This is a genomic window from Xanthomonas sp. NCPPB 1068 (genome assembly GCF_041479385.2).
In the GTDB taxonomy this organism is placed as follows: domain Bacteria; phylum Pseudomonadota; class Gammaproteobacteria; order Xanthomonadales; family Xanthomonadaceae; genus Xanthomonas; species Xanthomonas cannabis.
Window position 1 is genome coordinate 3,273,855 of record NZ_CM192986.1, and the last position, 18,879, is coordinate 3,292,733.

General features: G+C 66.9%; 21 protein-coding genes. 11 read left to right on the forward strand and 10 right to left on the reverse strand.

Annotated features, from left to right (window positions below; translation table 11 throughout):
- Positions 1-120: 120 nt before the first annotated feature.
- On the reverse strand, positions 121-2,112 hold the full coding sequence (locus tag ACCQ12_RS13930) for a M1 family metallopeptidase (protein ID WP_372381995.1): 1,992 nt from the start codon (positions 2,110-2,112) through the stop codon (positions 121-123).
- Positions 2,113-2,506: 394 nt separating this feature from the next.
- Positions 2,507-2,953 carry a redox-sensitive transcriptional activator SoxR gene (gene soxR, locus ACCQ12_RS13935; RefSeq protein ID WP_039409341.1) on the reverse strand — a complete coding sequence of 149 codons (447 nt, stop codon included), beginning with the start codon at positions 2,951-2,953 and terminating at the stop codon, positions 2,507-2,509.
- 98 nt (positions 2,954-3,051) lie between these two features.
- On the opposite strand from soxR, the gene ACCQ12_RS13940 reads away from it, so the two are divergent.
- The gene (locus ACCQ12_RS13940) at positions 3,052-4,422 is read left to right on the forward strand and encodes an MFS transporter (protein ID WP_372381996.1); all 1,371 of its coding nucleotides are present in this window, start codon (positions 3,052-3,054) and stop codon (positions 4,420-4,422) included.
- 529 nt (positions 4,423-4,951) lie between these two features.
- On the opposite strand, the gene ACCQ12_RS13945 is transcribed toward ACCQ12_RS13940, so the two are convergent.
- The 8 genes from ACCQ12_RS13945 to pdxH all read right to left on the reverse strand — a co-directional run bounded on the left by ACCQ12_RS13945 (position 4,952) and on the right by pdxH (position 11,038).
- Complete coding sequence (locus ACCQ12_RS13945) at positions 4,952-6,118, reverse strand: glutathionylspermidine synthase family protein (RefSeq protein ID WP_372381997.1); 1,167 nt, start codon at positions 6,116-6,118, stop codon at positions 4,952-4,954.
- Position 6,119: 1 nt separating this feature from the next.
- Positions 6,120-6,695 carry a DUF1190 domain-containing protein gene (locus ACCQ12_RS13950; RefSeq protein ID WP_047696477.1) on the reverse strand — a complete coding sequence of 192 codons (576 nt, stop codon included), beginning with the start codon at positions 6,693-6,695 and terminating at the stop codon, positions 6,120-6,122.
- Between the two features lie 13 nt (positions 6,696-6,708).
- On the reverse strand, positions 6,709-7,113 hold the full coding sequence (locus ACCQ12_RS13955) for a DUF350 domain-containing protein (protein WP_039414407.1): 405 nt from the start codon (positions 7,111-7,113) through the stop codon (positions 6,709-6,711).
- 34 nt (positions 7,114-7,147) lie between these two features.
- A complete protein-coding gene (locus ACCQ12_RS13960) occupies positions 7,148-7,825 on the reverse strand; it encodes a YjfK family protein (protein WP_184368145.1) in 678 nt (225 codons plus the stop codon).
- Entirely contained in the window at positions 7,822-8,901 is a 1,080-nt protein-coding gene (locus ACCQ12_RS13965; protein WP_047696481.1) for a potassium channel family protein, read from the reverse strand. The genes ACCQ12_RS13960 and ACCQ12_RS13965 overlap by 4 nt, the downstream gene beginning before the upstream one ends.
- 27 nt (positions 8,902-8,928) lie before the next feature.
- Positions 8,929-9,702 carry a PspA/IM30 family protein gene (locus tag ACCQ12_RS13970; RefSeq protein ID WP_047696482.1) on the reverse strand — a complete coding sequence of 258 codons (774 nt, stop codon included), beginning with the start codon at positions 9,700-9,702 and terminating at the stop codon, positions 8,929-8,931.
- Positions 9,703-9,714: 12 nt separating this feature from the next.
- Positions 9,715-10,131, reverse strand: a complete 417-nt coding sequence (locus ACCQ12_RS13975; protein ID WP_039414395.1) for a YjfI family protein — start codon at positions 10,129-10,131, stop codon at positions 9,715-9,717.
- Positions 10,132-10,438: 307 nt separating this feature from the next.
- A complete protein-coding gene (gene pdxH / locus ACCQ12_RS13980; RefSeq protein WP_039414416.1) occupies positions 10,439-11,038 on the reverse strand; it encodes a pyridoxamine 5'-phosphate oxidase in 600 nt (199 codons plus the stop codon).
- Between the two features lie 218 nt (positions 11,039-11,256).
- Between pdxH and ACCQ12_RS13985 the strand changes: the two genes are divergently transcribed.
- The 10 genes from ACCQ12_RS13985 (at position 11,257) to mdtD (ending at position 18,731) form a co-directional block, all read left to right on the forward strand.
- Positions 11,257-11,799, forward strand: coding sequence for a shikimate kinase (locus ACCQ12_RS13985; protein ID WP_047696486.1), 543 nt, complete (start codon positions 11,257-11,259; stop codon positions 11,797-11,799).
- Positions 11,796-12,908, forward strand: coding sequence for a 3-dehydroquinate synthase (gene aroB / locus ACCQ12_RS13990; RefSeq protein ID WP_123137280.1), 1,113 nt, complete (start codon positions 11,796-11,798; stop codon positions 12,906-12,908). Before ACCQ12_RS13985 ends, aroB begins: the two co-directional genes overlap by 4 nt.
- A gap of 180 nt (positions 12,909-13,088) precedes the next feature.
- A complete protein-coding gene (locus tag ACCQ12_RS13995) occupies positions 13,089-13,340 on the forward strand; it encodes a WGR domain-containing protein (protein WP_039414382.1) in 252 nt (83 codons plus the stop codon).
- 14 nt (positions 13,341-13,354) lie between these two features.
- Positions 13,355-14,419 carry a uroporphyrinogen decarboxylase gene (gene hemE, locus ACCQ12_RS14000; protein WP_372381998.1) on the forward strand — a complete coding sequence of 355 codons (1,065 nt, stop codon included), beginning with the start codon at positions 13,355-13,357 and terminating at the stop codon, positions 14,417-14,419.
- 784 nt (positions 14,420-15,203) lie between these two features.
- On the forward strand, positions 15,204-15,491 hold the full coding sequence (locus ACCQ12_RS14005; protein ID WP_039414376.1) for a RebB family R body protein: 288 nt from the start codon (positions 15,204-15,206) through the stop codon (positions 15,489-15,491).
- Between the two features lie 35 nt (positions 15,492-15,526).
- Entirely contained in the window at positions 15,527-15,796 is a 270-nt protein-coding gene (locus ACCQ12_RS14010; RefSeq protein WP_022973269.1) for a RebB family R body protein, read from the forward strand.
- A 30-nt stretch (positions 15,797-15,826) separates the two neighbouring features.
- Entirely contained in the window at positions 15,827-16,093 is a 267-nt protein-coding gene (locus ACCQ12_RS14015; protein WP_039414371.1) for a RebB family R body protein, read from the forward strand.
- A 52-nt stretch (positions 16,094-16,145) separates the two neighbouring features.
- On the forward strand, positions 16,146-16,424 hold the full coding sequence (locus tag ACCQ12_RS14020; protein ID WP_022973268.1) for a RebB family R body protein: 279 nt from the start codon (positions 16,146-16,148) through the stop codon (positions 16,422-16,424).
- A 106-nt stretch (positions 16,425-16,530) separates the two neighbouring features.
- Positions 16,531-16,866 carry a hypothetical protein gene (locus tag ACCQ12_RS14025; protein WP_039414365.1) on the forward strand — a complete coding sequence of 112 codons (336 nt, stop codon included), beginning with the start codon at positions 16,531-16,533 and terminating at the stop codon, positions 16,864-16,866.
- 437 nt (positions 16,867-17,303) lie between these two features.
- Positions 17,304-18,731 carry a multidrug transporter subunit MdtD gene (gene mdtD, locus ACCQ12_RS14030; protein ID WP_372381999.1) on the forward strand — a complete coding sequence of 476 codons (1,428 nt, stop codon included), beginning with the start codon at positions 17,304-17,306 and terminating at the stop codon, positions 18,729-18,731.
- Positions 18,732-18,879: the final 148 nt, after the last annotated feature.

Below are 18,879 nucleotides of genomic sequence, written 5' to 3' on the forward strand. Positions count from 1 at the left end.
ACGGCAGCCACGTCGCAATCGATTGCGGGCCACGGGGTGCGTGCAGCGCCTGGTGGCAACAGGCGTTGCCGACCGGGATCGGCAACGCCTGTCCCTGCCGGCAACGCATGCTGGCGACGATCAGCCGATCACATCCACGCGATCGTCGCTGCGATCGGCATCGGGCACTGCGTGATCCGGATCCAGGGTGACGTGCAGGACTTTCTGGGTGGTGGGCAGCGTCAGCGTCGGCGTGGTGGTCTGCAGCCAGCTCTCCACCGGCACGCGACGGTCCAGATGGCTGCCATCGGCCAGATCCACGCGCACGGTGACCGGCATCACCAGCGGCTGCCGGCTGCGCAGGGTGAGTTGCAATCCCTTGGCCGGGTCGTGATCGATGTACTGTGCCCTGGCGATGCCCATGTCCAGCTGCCAGTTGTTGAAATACCAGCCGCGCCACCACCAGCTCAGGTCTTCGCCGCTTTCGCTTTCCATCAGCCGGAAGAAGTCCGACGGGGTCGGATGCTTGTAGGCCCAGGTGGCGATGTATTTGCGAAACGCCGGGTCGAACCGTTCCGGGCCCAGGATCTGCTCGCGCAACAACACCAGGCCCAGCGCGCCCTTGAAGTAGGTCAGCGGGTGGCGGTAGGTTTCGCTGGTGGCATCGGCGATATCCATCAAGGTCGGTGCCCTGCGGTCGGCCAGCAACGGCAGGATCTCCTCCACCGGGTTACCGCCCTTGGGCGCATATTCCGAATCGCGTTTGGGCGCGTACTCGCCCTTGTTGAAGGCGTCCGATGCATAGACATCGATGAAGGTGTTGAAGCCTTCGTCCATGAACGCATGCCGGCGTTCGTTGGAGCCCACGATCATCGGGAACCAGGTGTGGCCGATCTCGTGCGCGGTAATCCAGAACAGGTCCTTGCCGCCATCTTCGAAGCCATCGAAGACGATGCCCGGATATTCCATGCCCGCACCGTAACCGCCCAGGTTGATCGCCGCCGGCCACGGGTAGGGATACCACTGCGAGAAATGTTCGATCGCGCCCTTGACGTACTCGGTGGAGCGGTTCCACTTGTCCGCGCCCACGCCTTCCACCGGATACACCGACATCGCCAGCGATTGCTTGCCGCCCGGCAGGTTGATGCGCGCCGCATCCCAGACGAACGCCGGCGATGCGGCAAACGCCACGTCGCGAGTGTGCTCCATATGGAAGCGCCAGGTGCGCGTGCCCTTGCCCGCCCGTGGAGCGGCCTGTGCGGCCACCTCCGATGGCGTGCGGATCAGCACCGTGCGGTCGCTGTTGCTGGCCTGCTGCAGGCGCTGTTGCTGGGCGCGGCTGAGCACCTGCTCCGGGTTGGTCAACGCACCGGAGCCGGCCACCACAAACCCGTCCGGCACGGTCACCGCGTAATCGAAGTTGCCGTATTCCAGATAGAACTCCGAGCCCAGGTACGGTTGCGTATCCCAGCCGCGCAGGTCGTCGTAGACCGCCATGCGCGGGTACCACTGCGCCATCTCGTAGATCTCGCCGTGCTTGCTGGCACTGTAGGCAGTGCGCCCGCCCCAGGTGCCGGGAATGCGGTAGCGGTAGCGGATATGCAGGGTCAGTGCCTTGCCCTGCCCGGCCAGCGGTTGCGGCAGATCCACCCGCATGCGGGTGTCGTCGACGATGAAGTGCGCGGCCGTGCGACGGCCGCCGGTGTCGATCTCCACACCGGCGATCTGCATGCCATCGCTGAACTCGGTGCGCCGCGAAGGACGGCTGGCGGCCGCGCGCGCGTCGGCGCGATACATGTTCTGGTCCAGCTGCAGCCACAGCACGTCCAGTGCGTCCGGGCTGTGGTTGGTGTAGTGGATGGCGGCCTCGCCAGTGAGCGTGTGGCCGGCCGGGTCGATGGTGGCCTCCAGCTGGTAATCGGCGCGGTTCTGCCAGAACAGCGGCCCCGGCACGCCACTGCCGCTGCGGTAGGCGGTGGGCGCATCCGGCAATTGCAGCGGTGCGAACAACGCCAGCGGGTCGAACGTGCCTGACGGCGCGGCGGCATCTGGCACGGCAACCGCAAGCGGGGGTGCGCTGGCACACGCCAGCGATACGGCAACGGTGAGCAAACGGCGCATGGTGGGGAACATGCTCGGGTCCTGCGACGGGGGGACACCCATCCTACGGCGCCGCTCGCCGGGCACGGCACTGCCATTGGTCCCGGTTGGCGGCATGCGAGGTGGCGGGCCGGCCATGACACGGAGAACCCGCGCGCGATGGGGCGCCGAGGCGCGTTGATGACGGCGCCAGCGCCCTTCAGGCGCTTGATGCAGGCGGCCATCGCCTGGCATCGCTGCGATCGACGGCGGTGATCGACACGCGACCGCCCGATCATCAATTCATCACCACACCGATGCGGACGAGGTACGCGTAGTGCTGAGGTCGATGGAAGACATGCGCAGCGCGGGCAGACACAGAAGGCAGGCGTGCCGATTGCGGCCATCGCTCCTGCCGCACGGCAGCACCACGCTGCCGCGCGCCCGGCTAGCCCGGCGTCAGGCTACCCAGTCGTAACGCGCCATCGCCATCGTCGCCCAGTGCATCGTCGGGATTGCTCAAGCGACAGCGGCGCAGCGACAGGCAGCCACAGCCGATGCAATCGGTGAGCTGGTCGCGCAAGGCCTGCAGCTCGCTGATGCGCGCATCCAGCTGGCCGCGCCAGCGCGCGGACATGCGCGCCCATTCCGCCCGCGTGGGCGTGCGCTGATCGGGCAGCACCGAAAACGCGTCCAGCACCTGCTGCAGCGGCACGCCCAGCCGTTGCGCAACCCGGATCACCGCAATCCGCCGCAGCACATCGCGCGCATAACGGCGCTGATTGCCCGCGGTCCGCAGGCTGCGGATCAGCCCCTTGCGCTCATAGAAATGCAGCGCCGACACCGCCACACCGCTGCGCCTGGCCACTTCGCCCACGGACAACTCACGCTGCATTGCCTTGACCTCAACCTTGGTTGAGGCAGGATGCTGCGCGGCCGTGACCGACGCAAGCGCTTCGGGTCACGCCCATGCTCACTCGCTCTGGATGTTCGATGCCCACCGATACCGCCTTGCCCGCCGCCCCCCGCGACGACGCGCCGCCCACCTCGATCCTGGCAGCCCCTTATCGCGCTGCCACGCTGGGCATGGTTGCGCTGGTCTCGCTCAACGCTTTCGAATCGTTGGCCGTCGCCGCCGCCATGCCGACCGTGGCGCGCGAGTTGAACGGCTTGCCGCTCTACGCCCTGGCCTTCGGCGGGACGCTGGCCACCAGCGTGGTGGGCATGACCGCGGCCGGCCGCTGGAGCGACCGCCACGGCCCCGCCGCTGCCCTGGGCAGCGGCCTGCTGTGCTTTGTGATCGGCCTGTTGATCGCCGGCCTGGCGCCGGACATGCACTGGCTGATCGCCGGGCGCCTGCTGCAGGGGCTGGGCGCCGGTGCGTATTCGGTGGCCCTGTACGTGATTGTCGGGCGGCTGTATCCGGAAGCGTTGCGGCCACGCGTGTTTGCCGCGTTCTCTGCCGGGTGGGTGGTGCCCTCGTTGATCGGCCCGGGCATCAGCGGGTTGATCGTGCAGCACATCGGCTGGCGCTGGGTGTTCCTCTCGGTGCCGCTGCTGGCGATTCCGGCCGGGTTGATGCTATGGCCGGCGCTGCGTGGGCGGCGCTGGTCCGGCGCGCGGTCCAGCCAGTCCGGCGCACTGCTGGGCTGGGCCATCGGCGCGGCACTGGGCGTGCTGGGCGTGTACCTGGGCGGCCAGCTGCATGGCCTGCCGGCGCTGATGGCGATGGTGCCGGCGCTGGTGCTCACCGTGGCATGTGCCTGGCGCCTGCTGCCCGCCGGCACGCTGACGCTGGCACGCGGGCTGCCCAGCGTGATCGCACTGCGCGGCATCGCGGCGGCGGCGTTCTTCGGCTTCGAGGCGTTCCTGCCGCTGCTGCTGTCGCGCGAGCGCGGGCTGTCGCCGCTGCTGGCCGGGATCGCGTTGAGCGTGGGCGCGTTGGGGTGGTTCAGCGGCTCGTGGTACCAGGGCCATAGCCGCGCCGGCTGGTCGCGCCCGCGCCTGCTCAAGACCGGCGCCTTGCTGATGATGCTCGGCATCGCGATCAGCGCGGGCGCGGTCTGGCCGGTGATTCCGGTGCCGGTGGCCGTGGCCGGCTGGGCGTTGACCGGCCTGGGCATGGGGCTGCTGTATCCCAGCCTGTCGGTGCTGACGCTCTCGTTGTCGCCGCCCGCGCAGCAAGGCGCCAACAGCTCGGCACTGCAGTTGAGCGAGGCGATCGCGGTGGCCGGCATGCTGGCCCTGGCCGGCGCGCTGTTTGCCGCGTTGCTGGCTTCGGCAACGCCGGCTGCTTATCTCAGCGTCTTCGCACTGGCCTGGTTACTGGCGGTAGCGAGCTTCGTGGTGGCGCGGCGGGTGTGATCACCGCAGCGCTGCTGCACGTGGTGTGTGGCCGTGCCCACGCGTGTGGAGATGGTGGCGGTGTGCGGCAGGGCTGGACGGAAACAGCGCGCGGTTCGCAGAGCTGCCATGCCTGGCTGGCGCAGCGCACCGCTGCGACCCCGGGTGCGCCTCGCAGGACTTTGCCGATTCTGCCGGGATCGCTGCGAAAACCACGGCCAATCGTTCCATGCGAACGACTGGTCATTTTTTCGCCACCCATCTTGACAGCGTTGCAGGCCGGGGCCTGCACGCAGTTGTCCACAGCCTTGTGCAAGTTCCATCCACAGGGGGTGTGGAAAAGATGCAGCGCCCTGCAGCCAACCGAGGCCTTGCGCAACGCCGGCGCCTGTGTCACGCACGATACGCACGGCCTGCGCCGCTGGGTGACATGCACTGGCAGCAGTCCTCGCCAACCTCCGGCACACCGGGGTCCGGTGCACCACACAAGACGATGGATCACGCACGTCACACCGCCACCTGGCAGTGGCGATGCCCGCGCAGCTGCCGGTCAATCGACGATGACGTGCGGCACGAAGCGGGAGGTGTCGCGGGTGATCGGGCCATCGTCGTCGCGCATGCCCAGCCCGGCCGGGCGATCGGCCACCACCCAACTGCCCACCAGTGCATGGCGGCCGTCGAACACCGGCAACGGATGGTGCGCCTGCAGGATCGCCGGGCCATCCACATACGGGCCGTCGGTCTGCGCGGCGTCGCCCTGTGCCGTGACCAGCGCGATGTTGGCGCCCTCGCGCGACAGCAGCGGCTTGCGCACCCACCCCGCAGCCGGCGCTTCGCCGGCCTGCGCAAAACGCGCCGCCAGCAGGTTCGGGTGCCCTTGGTGGCGCTCCCACAGCAGCGGCAGGATGCCCTTGTTGCTCAGCACCGATTTCCATGCCGGTTCGATCAGCCGCACGCGGTTGGCGATCAACGCCGGGCCGAAGCGTTCTTCCATCATGAATTCCAGCGGATACAGCTTGAACAAGGTCTGGATCACCCGGTCCTGCTCATCGGTGAACCAGCCCTCGGCACTCAGGCCGATGTCCTCGATGGCCACTTCTTCCGTCGCGATGCCGACCTGATGCGCGCAATCGCGCAGGTAACGCACGGTGGCGCGATCTTCCAGCGAATCGCGGACCGCAGCGAAATGCATCTGCGCCCCGATGGCGCCATCTACCGCCAGCGCGCCCAGCGTCTCGCATAGCAGGTCCTGGATCAGGTTGTACTGATCGGTACCCCTGGGTAGCACACCGCTGGCGATCTGCTGCTCCAGCCACAGCCACTGGAAATACGCGGCCTCATACAGCGAGGTCGGCGTGTCGTAATTGAGCTCGTACAACTTGGCCGGGCCATTGCCCGAATAGGCCAGATCCATGCGCCCGTACAGGTGCGGGTCGCGGTTCTTCCACGAGGTGGCGATCCAGTCCCAGTAAAACGGCGGAATGGCCAGCTGGGTCAGCAGCTGCTCGGAGCCCACCACCTCGTCCACCAGCTGCATCGCCATGTCGTGCAGGTCCTGGGTGGGCGCTTCGATGTCCTCTTCGATCTGCTGCAATGAAAACGCGTAGTAGGCGCTCTCGTCCCAATACGGCGCGCCGTCGATGGTGTGGAAGTGGAAGCCCAGCGATTCGGCCTGCGTGCGCCAGTCCGCGCGTTCGGGGATCAGGATGCGTTGCATGTCAGCCGCCGTACCCGGAGCTGCGCCCACCGCTACCGAACGAACTGCGTGCCGCCGCGCTGGAGCCAAAGCCCGAGCGCGACACGGTGATGGCGCGCGTCGGCATGTCGATCGCACCGCTGCGCCCGCGCACGGTGCCGATGCGGTTGCTGGCCAGATCGCCATTGGGCTTGTAGAAACCGCCACTGCGGTAATCGCGATACAGCGGAATCGCACCGCCATAGCGATAGCCGCCACCGCCGGTCATGTTGCCCAGCGCATAGCCCAGCAAGAACCCGCCCATCGGCGGAATCCAGCTCTGCTGACCCTGCGGGTTCTGGACGGCCGTGCAACTGCCGAACTGCTCATCGCACTCGTAGCGCGTGTTGAAGCGCGGCGCGGCCTGCTGATGCTTGGTCACCGCCTCGTCATACGCCTTGAGGCATTGCTGGATGTCGCTCTGTTCCTGCTTGACCTGGTAGCAGTCGGACGCCGACTGCAACACCACGCCGGTTTCCGGCTCCGAGCCGCAGCCGGTGACCAGGGCCGCCGGCAAGGCGGCCATCAGGGTCAATTTGAGATTGCGTGATCGCTTCATGGCGCAGGCTCCGTTACGGCGTGATCGCCGCGGCGTTGATCAGGCCCACGGCGATCGACACGCCCGCAGAAAAGATGCCCGCAGCGGTGACGTTGTCGGTGATCTGGCGCGAGATGCGCCCGGCGACCAGATTGGCCAGCAGATACGCCACCACCTGGATGCCGCAGGCCACCAGGCCCCAGATCAAGGCATCGACCAGGCTCACCGAGTGGGTGATGGCCGAATGCAGCGGCAGTGCCACGCCGATCAGGTTGCCGGCCAGCGACGTGGCAGCGGCCACGTTGCCCTGCCGCAGCAGGGTGAAGTCCTTGTGCGGCGTCACCAGGGTCACCAGTACCACCGAGACGATCAACACGCCCAGGCCGGTGCCGAAATACGAAAGAAACGCGAGAAAACTCTGCAGGTTGATCGGGTTCATGACAGGACCGGTTGAGTGAAGGGCGAGCGCACGCTCAGGTGATATCCAGATCGGCGACGGTGACATCGATGCCGACTGCGTAGGTCACGCAGAATTCGTTGGGGCCGGAATCTTCGCCGGTGACCAGCAGAAACTCCTCGCGCTGCAGCTCGGGCACCTCGCGGCTATAGAGCATGGCGTAGTGGGTCAGGTCGCCATCGCGACGTGGCGGCTGGTAGCGGTACAGCACTTCGTCGTAGGCGATGGGCGGGATGCGCGCGGTGTCGTCGGTGGATTGCGTGGCGCGTTGCCAGCGCTTGCCGGCGTAGTCGATCTGCGCCGCGCCCAGGTGGGGGTGCTGCATCACGAACTCCTGAAACGCCTGCTTGCTGGGCGGGTTCACCGTCTCGCAGTACACGAACGCCTTCATCGCTTCCAGATCGCCGCCCACGGTGGTGACCTGCAGGAACGCATCGTCATCCAGATAGAAGCGGTGCAGCGAATACCCATCGCCCAGATTGACGTGGCCGTAGCACGGAATGCCCTGGTGACCGCCCGGCAGCTCGGCGGTCATGGCGTCCGGCGCCATGCGGTACAGCGTGGTGTCGATCTCGACCTGCCCGCCCACGCGCAGGCCCAACGGCAGCGCGTGCCCGATCGCACCGGTGCCGGAGGTCGGCAGCGGCGGCGGTTGCGGTTGGCCAAACAACTTGCTGAAAAAACTCATCGTCAGACACCTCGTGGCGATGCGGAAATGGGGGATTCGGCGCGCAGCGCGGCCCACGCGATGGCCTGTGCAGGCACACGCTGCTCGGCCAGGTAGTACAGCATGGCACCGGCGGCGACAGCGGTGCGTGCTGGCGGGTTCAAGCGCAGCGCGCCGTCGGGCGCGCGCAGGCCCAGCAGCAGGGCGCCGCGCTGGCTGAAGTCGGCCGCGAGCCGGCTGTAGTCCAGCGTCTCGACAGTGGCGGGCACGGCAAGACTGAACTGGGTGGGGCCATCGTCCACCGACAGCAGCTCGGCGGTGATTGCGGCGCTGCCCGGGTCCTGCGCGGCGCGGGCCAGGATCTCGGCGGTCATCGGGCGCGTGCACTCGATGGCCGGGTAATGGCAGTTGACCAGGCGTGCGGCGCTGGCCGAATCGAAATGCGCCACCACATGCGCAGCCGGCGCATGCGCCATCAACGCAAAGACCGCGGCCAGGGTCTGGTCGTCGGACGGCGGGTTGACGATCACCCGCGCGGCACCCGCGATGCCGGCTCGCAGATAGACCTCGGTGTGGGTGTAAGACTCGGCCGCCACGAAGCGCATGTGGTCGGGCATCGGGTTTTCGCTGATGCCTTCGGCGATCAGCACCACGCCTTCATCGTCGGTGGCGGTATCGGACAGCAGCAGGTCCAGCAGGCGGCTGGACGCGGCGCCCTGCCAACCGATCAGGATGGTGTGCCCGCGCAACGCGTCGTAGGCCATCTTGCCCATGTAGTGACGCCTCCAGAAGGTGATGAGCACCGCACTGGTCTTGGCCAGCACCGTGGCAAACAACGCCACCGCGCCCGGCATCAACACGAACGCGGCGATATAGCGCCCGGCCACCGAGCCCGGCGACAGGTCGCCGTAGCCGATCGTGGTGGCGGTGGTCATGTAGTAATACGGAAACGCGTCCAGGCCGACGAGCTTGTGCTCGCCGGCCAACCGCAACAGTGCCCAGCTCAGGCCCATGTGGGCCAGCAGCGCGAGCGCCACCATGCCCCAGCTGACGCGGCGCACATGCCGCCGCAAGACCCGGTACAACCGGCCGACAATGATCATGGCGCGTCCTGTGCCGTGGCGCTGCGGTCAGCTGTCGCTACGCGGAACCTGCTGCACGTCGCGCACCTGGCCGATCAATGGCGCCGTGCCGCTGGTGGTGTCGTGGCCCAGCTGCGCGGCGGGCTTCTTGAAGCGCGCCAGCACGGCGGCCGCGTTGGACTCGCCTTCCATCAGCCCGGCCGCGGCCAGACGCCGATTCAGATCGCCGTCGCCGCTGGACGCTTCGAGTTCTTCGGCCGATTCGATGCGCGCCGAGGTTTCGGCCTGCCGCGCCTTGATGCGCTCCAGCGATTCCAGTGCCGAGCCCATCTTGCTGCTGGCGCCGGAATGCCGCGCGGCGATCGCCGCCTGCGCCTTCTGCACCGCATCGGTGGCCTTGACCGTGTCGATCTGCTGGCGCATGCCGCGCAGCTGGTTTTCGGTCTTCTGGATGGTGGCCTTGAGCGTCACCACCGACTGGTCCAGCGATGTCTTGGAGGCCTTGTCGCCGGCGTCTTCGCTTTCCAGCGCGGCCAGCTTGACCGCCACGTCGTGCGCCAGCGCTTCATCGTTCTTGGCCAGCGCACCTTCGATATAGCGCGTGTACTCGGCCATCTTGCCGGCGCGCGCGTCGATCTTCTGCTGGGCCAGCTTGCTTTGCGCCATCAGCTTGGTCAGTTCTTCGCGCGAGCGCGTGAGCTGGGCGCCGGCATCGCGCATTTCCTGGTCCAGGATGCGCAATGCATTGGCATCGACCGCCTTCTGGCCGGTCTCGTGTGCGGTGCCACGCAGCAGCGTGATCAGTTTGGAAAAAATACTCATGACAACACGCCTTTAGGAAAAGAACGGCTTGAGAGATTCGGCGGCATCCAGCGTATTGGCCGCCAGGGTCTGGATTTCCTCATCGATCTGGTCGAGCGTGGACGACGCCGACAGCTCGCCGAAGACCACGTAGCTGTCCTTGCCGTCGACCTGCACCAGACCCAGGTTGGACAGGGGATTGAGCGGATTGAGCCGCAGGCAGGCGTCGTTGAACGCGGCGCGGTCGTTGACCTGATCGGCATTGGCCAGCAGCGTGGACACGAATACCTGCGAGCCCGAGGCGGCCACCTGGATCTGCATGTCGCCGTGGTCGGCCAGGGTGAGGTTGATCGCCGGCTCCAGCCCGTCGATGAGTTCGACCTCGATCGGCTGGCCGCGGTAGCGCTCGGCCAACAGGCCGTGCAATTCGACAGTGGTGTACTGCGTCATACGATGTCCTGTCCTTTGGAAACAGTGGTCAAGCAATGGGCGGACATACTACAGACTGTTCGCGACCGGCAGAACGTGCCGTTCGGCACCGGTCAGGCGGCATCAAGTGCCGGCGTTCGACCGCTGGCACCGCCCGGGTGCGCCCCGTTCCGGCGCATGCCGCATAGCGCTGCGCCGCGTGGCCGCTGCACACGCCGCCGCGCGTGCCGGCCCTGCCAGGCGAACGCATTGGGTGCGGCAGCGGCCCCCGGCACCGCCGCGCCAACGATGCGGCCGCCAGCGTGCGCGCCGCCGCGTCGGGCGGGCGTTACGGGTAGAGCATCCGCTTGGTCCAGTGGCTGGCCGCATCGGCCTCGTACCGCCAACGCTCGTGCAGGCGGAACTTGGCGCCGTACCAGAACTCGAACGCCTGCGGCACCACCCGGAAGCCGCCCCAGCCATCCGGCCGTGGCACCTGCCGCCCGTCGAAGGTGGCCTCGACCTTGGCGATCGCCGCGTCGAACTCGGCGCGCGAGCCGAGCGTCTGCGATTGCAGCGAAGCCCAGGCGCCGATCTGGCTCATGCGCGGGCGTGACGCGAAGTAGGCATCGGCTTCGTCTGCGCTGACCAGCTGCACGCCGCCCTCGATGCGCACCTGGATGCCGGCCTCGCGCAGGCTGCGCCACAGGAACAGCAGTGCCGCCTGCGGATGGGTCTGCAGGTCCCGCCCTTTGGCGCTGTCCAGATGCGTGTAGAACACGAATCCGCGCGCATCGAAGGCCTTGAGCAGTACGGTGCGCGCGCTCGGCCGCCCATCCACGGTGGCGGTGGCCACGGTCATGGCGCTGGCTTCCAGCTCGGCGCTGTCCTGCGCCTCGGCATACAGCGCGGTAAAGGTGGCAAGGGCTTCTGCGTACAGATCGGGCATGGCGGTGCGTGGCGGCAGGAGGGGGCGTCCATTGTGGGCGCATCGCCGGCACTTGTCCTACGCCCGGCTGTCGCAGCCGGCGTGGCTGGCCCAGGGCACGGGCGCGCGACATGCGGCGTTGCAGGGCTACCGCACCGCGCGGCGTGCTGGCGGCCGCGATGGATTCGGCGCGCGTCAACCGGCCCGGTGCGCAAGCGTGAATGCTAGGATCCCTGCGCATGAACCCCGCTCCCAATCTCGTGATGGTCGGCCCGATGGGCGCCGGAAAAAGCTGTATCGGCCGACGCCTGGCCGAGCGCTTCGGGCTGGATTTCGTCGATGTGGATCAGGCCATCGTCGACCACGTGGGCAGCAGCATCGCGGCCATCTTCGAGCAACACGGCGAAGCACGCTTTCGCGAGCATGAGGCGCAGACCCTGCAGGCGCTGCTGCAGCAGGACAACAAGCTCATTTCCACCGGTGGCGGCGCGGTGCTGGATCCGCTCAACCGCGAGCGTATTCGCGCGCGCGGATTCGTGGTGTATCTGCACGTGAGCGTGCCGGCGCAACTGACCCGCCTGGCGCGCGACCGCAACCGCCCGCTGCTGCAGCGCGCCGACCGCGAGCAGGTGCTGCACACGATGGCCGCGCATCGCACCCCGCTGTACCAGGAAGTGGCCGACCTCACCCTGGAAACCGATCACTTTTCCCCCGCCGAAGCCACCGCGCAGCTGGTGCTGCGCCTGGCCGCGCAATGGCGCATGTCGAGTACCCCTGCATGACACTCCCCCGCTCCAGCCGCAGCGTCGATGTCGACGGTGCACAGCCTTACACCATCACCATCGCGCCCGGCCTGCTGGCCGACGGTGCACGCTTGGCCAGCCATGTGCGCGGTCGCCACGTGCTGGTGCTCAGCGACACCCAGGTGGCACCGCACTACGCCGCCGGCGTGCGCAGCGCGCTGCTGCAGGCGCGCCCGGACCTGCAGCTGGGCGAGCTGGTGATCGCCGCCGGCGAAGCCTCCAAGACGCTGGACAACTTTGGCGCTGCGATTGCCGCACTGGCCGAGCTCGGCGCTACCCGCGACGCCTGTGTGTTCGCACTCGGTGGCGGCGTGGTCGGCGACCTGGCCGGCTTCGCCGCGGCCTGCTGGATGCGCGGGGTGGACTGCGTGCAGCTGCCCACCAGCCTGCTGGCGATGGTGGATTCGTCGGTCGGCGGCAAGACCGCGGTGGATATCCCGCAGGGCAAGAACCTGGTCGGCGCCTTCCACCCGCCACGCGCGGTGATTGCCGATACCGACACCCTGCACACCCTGCCCGCGCGCGAGCTGCGCGCCGGCCTGGCCGAGGTGATCAAGTACGGCGCCATCCGCGACCCGCTGTTCTTCCAATGGCTGCATGCCGAACGCCGGGCGTTGCTGGAAGGCGATGCCGACGCCCTCGCACAGGCGATCGCACGCAGCTGCGAACACAAGGCCGACATCGTGGCGCGCGACCCGCTGGAAAAGGGCGAGCGCGCCCTGCTCAACCTGGGCCACACCTTCGGCCATGCGATCGAGACCGAACAAGGCTACGGCGCGCCCGGCAACGACAACCTCAACCATGGCGAAGCAGTCGCGGTGGGCATGGTGCTGGCCGCGCGACTGTCGGCCGCGCTGGGCATGAGCGATGTGCAGGACACCGAGGCGCTGCGCGCCCTGCTGCAGGAGTTCGAGCTACCGACCGAGATCCCGCCCGGCCTGGCGCCGCACGCCCTGTTGGGCCGCATGCGGCTGGACAAGAAGAACGTCGCCGGCCGCCTGCGCCTGGTGCTCTGGCGCGGCATCGGCAAGGCCGAAGTGGTGCCGGACGTGGACGAGGCTGCGGTGCTGGAGATCCTGGCCGGCTGAGGCCCGCCGGCCAGGCAGGCACGCAACGCTGCATGGCCGCACGCAACTGCCGTCGACCGCCCCGACGCCCGCTCCTTGTAGGAGCGCACCTAGGCAATCCCTGCTTGCCAGCGCTCCCGGCGCAACCCGGCGTGCCCACTGCCTCCCAGCCTTCAGCAGCGCCCGGCTACAATCGGTGACATGCGCATCCTCCTGCAACACGATTCCGGCGGCAACGAGCCGCTCCGCTATGTCCAGCTGACCCTGCAACCGGATCTGTTCGGGGGCTGGGAACTGCTGCGCGAGAGCGGCCAGATCGGTGGACGCACGCAACTCCGGCGCGACCAGTACCTGCTGCAGGACGAGGCAGACCGGGCCTTCGAAAAGGCCCGCGACACCCAGCTCAAGCGCGGCTTCCAACTCATCACCGGCGGCGCCGACGCGCCGCGCTGAGGACACACCTTCCCATGCTCAAGAACGATCGTCTGCTGCGCGCCCTCAACCGCCAGCCCGTGGACCGCACCCCCGTATGGTTGATGCGCCAGGCCGGCCGCTACTTGCCGGAGTACCGCGCCACCCGCGCGCGCGCCGGCAGCTTCCTGGGCATGGCCAAGAACCCGGACATCGCCTGCGAAGTGACCCTACAGCCGCTGCAGCGCTTCCCGCTGGATGCGGCAATCCTGTTCTCCGACATCCTGACCATCCCCGATGCGATGGGCCTGGAGCTGTACTTCGTCGAAGGCGAAGGCCCCAAGTTTCGTCACCCGGTGCGCGATGCCGCCGCGATCCATCGCCTGGGCGTGCCGGATATGGAAACCGAACTGCGCTACGTGATGGACGCGGTGCGCGTGATCCGCCGCGAGCTGGACGGGTCCGTGCCGCTGATCGGCTTCTCCGGCAGCCCGTGGACGCTGGCCTGCTACATGATCGAAGGCGGCGGCAGCAAGGAGTACGCGCGCATCAAGGCCATGGCCTTCAACGCGCCGGACCTGCTGCACCACCTGCTCGGCACCGTCACCGATGCGGTCATCGCCTACCTGTCCGCGCAGCGCGCGGCCGGTGCGCAGGCATTGCAGGTGTTCGACACCTGGGGCGGCGTGCTGTCGCCGGCGATGTACCGCGAATTCTCGCTGCCCTACCTCACCCGCATCGCGCGTGAGCTGGAACGCGGCGATGGCGCCGAGCGCACCCCGCTGGTGCTGTTCGGCAAGGGCAACGGTGCCTATGTGGCCGATCTGGCCGCCAGCGGCGCCGAAGCGGTGGGCGTGGACTGGACCATCTCGCTGGCCGATGCCGCGCAGCGCGCCGACGGCCGCGTCGCCGTGCAGGGCAACCTGGACCCGGCCACCCTGTACGGCTCGCCCGACGCGATCCGCGCCGAGGTCGGCAAGACCCTGGACAGCTACGCCCAAGGCAACGGCGGCTCGCGCGAAGGCCACGTCTTCAACCTTGGCCACGGCATGTCGCCAGACATGAATCCGGAACACGTAGGCGTGCTGGTCGAGGCAGTGCAGAGCTTGAGCAAGCGCTGACGGGCCCCTGCAACCAACGGCACCGCGCGTGCTGTCGGTTGCCGCAAAATCAGGCCGGAACACGTTCGTGTGCTGGCCGAGTAATGCAGCATCCAGTACGCGCTGACGGGCCGACACCGCCCGCGTCGGACGCTGTCTTCATCACCAGCATCGGGTCGTCGTAACGCCGCGCATCAACGCCGATGCGTCAGCCTTCTGGACTCGCTCCCGCCGACGCCGCGGCGTCGGTCGTGGCATCCCACCCATGCCAAGCGCTGCCCACACGCGCATGCCAGGCGATACCGCAGGCCAGGGCAGGCAGCCCACAGCCGGCCTCTGCATACGCGTACCGATTTGTGACGGCGCTCATGCTGTCAGTCGATGCGCTGCGGCTGCAGCGTCACAGCCGATTCGTCTGATCTCTCACCAGCGGCACGTAGTGCGGCTGGCGCAAGACAGCGCAACGCGAAGCCCGCTGGCAGCCGGCCCAGACGATGCACGTCCTCGCGCATTTCGCTGGGTGTTTTTGTAAACCCGGTTGCGATTTGCCGATGAATTCACCGCACCGCGTTCCAGATCGCATCGCCCCCTCGCCTGCCGCTCTCAAGCCGGTTCGGCTTCACGTCGATAACCCCGGCATTGCCGTCGTTTGCGCCAATTCTTCGAAAGCACAGCGATCTACTGTTGCTCCACGGTGATGCGGTGCCACCGCAACACATCTCCAGCCAGGCAGGCCGCCTGCACAACCTCGACACCGTCACGTTTGTTCCAGCGCTTCAATCATCCGTACATCAGGGAGAAAAGCATGGCCTTTCCAACTGCCGTCAACGACCAGATCACCGACTCCGTCACACAAGCCAATACCAAGGTGCTGGGCGATGCCCCTGCCATCGCCATGGGCAATCTTTACCAGGCCACTGCACAAGCGCTGGCCAATGCCGCCCATAACGCGACCAACGCGCAGCAGCAGAGCTATGTCACCGCGCAGTCTTCAACCACGATGGGGGTCGCCACCCTGTACTCCATCGATACCGCCACCACCGGAGTGGCGACCAAGCAGGTTCTGAGCACTGGCGTGAAGGGCCTGGGCTAAGCCAATCGTGATTTCTGGCACATAAGGAGCAAGCAATGGCATTTCCAACCGCAGTCAATAATCAGATCACCGATTCCGTTACCCAGGTAAATACGAAGGTCCTGGGTGATGCACCGGCGATCGCGATGGGCAATCTGTATCAGGCAACCGCGCAAGCGTTGGCCAATGCTGCCCACAACGCAACCAACGCGCAGCAGCAGAGCTATGTCACTGCGCAATCGGCTACCACGATGGGAGTGGCCACGTTGTACTCCATCGATACCGCGACCACCGGCGTCGTTACCAAGCAGATCCTGGGCGTCTGAAGGCCCGGCTAACGCCAAGGACATCCACCAATGGCATTTCCCACCGCCGTCAACGACCAGATCACCGACTCGGTTACCCAGGCCAACCTGCAGGTGCTGGGAAGCTCGCCCGCCGCAGCCATGGGCAATCTGTACCAGGCCACCGCGCAGGCGCTGGCAAACGCGGCCCACAACGCCACGCTCGCGCAACAGCAGATGTATGTCACCGCACAGGCAGCGACCACCATGGGCGTTTCGCTGCTGTATTCGCTCGATACCGGCACCACCGGTGCCGCCACCAAGAAGATTCTCGGCTAACCGCTAACGCCGCAGCGTCTTCGTTCTTTCACTACCTCAAGGAGCTATCACCATGGCCTTTCCGACCGCCGTCAACAGCCAGATCACCGATTCCGTTTCCCAGGTCAACACCAAGGTCCTCGGCGATGCGCCGGCGATTGCAATGGGCAACCTGTTCGTCGCCACCAGCCAGGCGCTGTCCAACGCCGCGCACAACGCCACCAACAACCAGCAGCAGTCCTACGTGACGATGCAGGCATCGACCACCCAGGGCGTGTCCACCCTGTACTCGATCGATACCGCGTCCGATGGCGTCGCCACCCGGGAAATCCTGAGCGCCGGGCTCAGGTAATCGGCAGCCAGGCGCCGCTGCCACAGGGTGAGCGGCGCCTGGTTCGATATGCCAGACCCATAAAACTCACACGCAGTTCGCCGGCCGAATCGAGAAAGGACGCCCCATGCTGCAACTACGTCATATCCCCACGTCCAACACCCTGGACGTCTTCGTCAGACTGATCAGGGGCCGCACCATCGTGGCGACCTTCGCGCCGCACCAGAAGGCAGTGATGAACGTCGAGTTCGACGGAATTCTTCCACTGATTCCCGGTGTGCAGCCGCTGGTGTATCGCCAGAAGCTGGACGGCGTGATCGATGTGCCGCACGGCAATTTTGCCTTCCTGGAATCCGTGCGCAATGGCGTTGCCCTGCAATACGCAGGCAAGCACGAGCCACAAAACACCGTGCTGTTCTCGGCGTCGGCTGGCATTGAACAGCGCAGGCCGTCGTTGGCCTAGAGTGCAGGGCTAGTGCCCCGTCATGCAGCCAAGCGCGCGTGCCGCAAGCGTCGCCAGCCTGGTCGGCCCTGCCGTCGGCAAAGCGCCAAGCGTGCATTCGGCTCTTGATCGAACGCTCCCCTCGCCCGCACTCGGTCGTTCCCCCTCATGTGAGACGACGCTCGCTTGCGGTGACAGGTCCGGCGACAGGCGCAAAAAGATTTCGCCAGCAACGCAACCACTTGGTGCAAGCCAGATCTGGCATTAGCACGCGCCCGCCGTCCGTTCCCGATGATTCGTGGCATCCGGCTTGCCCGCGATTGGATTGAGTGAGGTGCGTCTCACTCGCCGCGAATGGGGCCAGGCGCGCTGCGGCGGACTCAAGCAGCGCGGCAGTACAGCGTGTTGCAACGCTCTGCACGCGCGCGCGGAGATAATGCGCTGCCCTCCCGATAGCGATGCCCATGCCCTCTTCCGCCCCTGCCGTGCGCGCCTACGCCGAGGTCAAGCCGTTGCTGTGGCTGGTGTCGCTGGCGATCTTCATGCAGATGCTGGATGCGACCATCGTCAACACGGCGTTGCCGTCGATGGCGCGCAGCCTGCGTGAAAGCCCGCTGCAGATGCAGTCGGTGGTGTTCAGCTATGCGCTGGCGGTAGCGATGTTCATCCCGGCCTCGGGCTGGATTGCCGACCGCTTCGGCACGCGGCGTACCTTTCTTGCCGCGATCATCGTGTTCACCTTGGGCTCGCTGCTATGCGCCGCTGCGCAACAGCTGCCGCAGTTGGTGGCCGCGCGCGTGGTGCAAGGCATCGGCGGGGCGATGTTGCTGCCGGTCGGGCGGTTGGCGGTACTCAAGACGGTGGCGCGCGAAGACTTCCTGCGTGCAATGAGCTTTATCGCGATCCCCGCGCTGATCGGCCCGCTGATCGGCCCGACCTTGGGTGGCTGGCTGGTCGAAGTCGCCTCGTGGCATTGGGTGTTTCTGATCAACCTGCCGATCGGCATCATCGGTTTTATCGCTGCATTGAAGATCATGCCGGACCATTACGGCGATGCACGCCGGCGCTTCGATCTGGTCGGCTATCTGATGCTGGCGTTTGGCATGGTGGCGTTGTCGTTGGCGCTGGATGGCATCGCCGAACCGGGCATGCGCCATGCCTTCGTGATGTTGCTGGCGATCGGCGGGCTGGCCGCGCTTGCCGGTTACTGGTTGCATGCCGGTACGGCCGCCAATGCGTTGTTTCCGTTGGCGTTGTTCAAGGTGGCAAGCTACCGCATCGGCATTCTCGGCAACCTGTTCGCACGCATCGGCAGTGGCTCGATGCCGTTTCTGATCCCGTTGTTGCTGCAGGTCGGCATGGGGATGAGCCCGATGCGCGCCGGGCTGATGATGGTGCCGGTAGCGCTGGCCGGCATGGCCGCCAAACGCGCCGCGGTGAAACTGGTGGGGCGCTTTGGCTACCGCAACACGCTGATGGTCAACACCGTGCTGGTAGGCCTGGCGATGGCCAGCTTTGCACTGATCGAGGCCGGCCAGCCGCTGTGGCTGCGCCTGCTGCAACTGGCTTGCTTTGGCGGGGTCAATTCGTTGCAGTTTACCGTCATGAATACCGTGACCCTGCGCGATCTGGACCGCGAGCAAGCCAGCCCCGGCAACAGCTTGTTGTCGATGGTGATGATGCTGGCGACCGGATTCGGCGCCGCAGCAGCCGGCAGCCTGCTGGCCGCGTTCAACACGCATCTGGGCGATACGCACGGCGCCACCGCCGCGCTGCATGCCACCTTCCTGTGCGTGGGCGGCATCACCCTGACCTCTACGCTGATCTTCTGGCAGCTGGCCGAGACCCGGCCGCATCCCAGGGACGTGGAGGCAGTGGCGGAGTAGACACCGCCACCGTGGCTGGTGCGGGCAGCGGGACGCGGTGTGTTCGCAAGTCACTGCCCGACTGGCGCAGTGGTCACGGCCTTGCACGAGGATGGCCGACGGCTTGTTCAAGACCCGGTGCAATCAACGCCGGCCTGCACCGATGCCG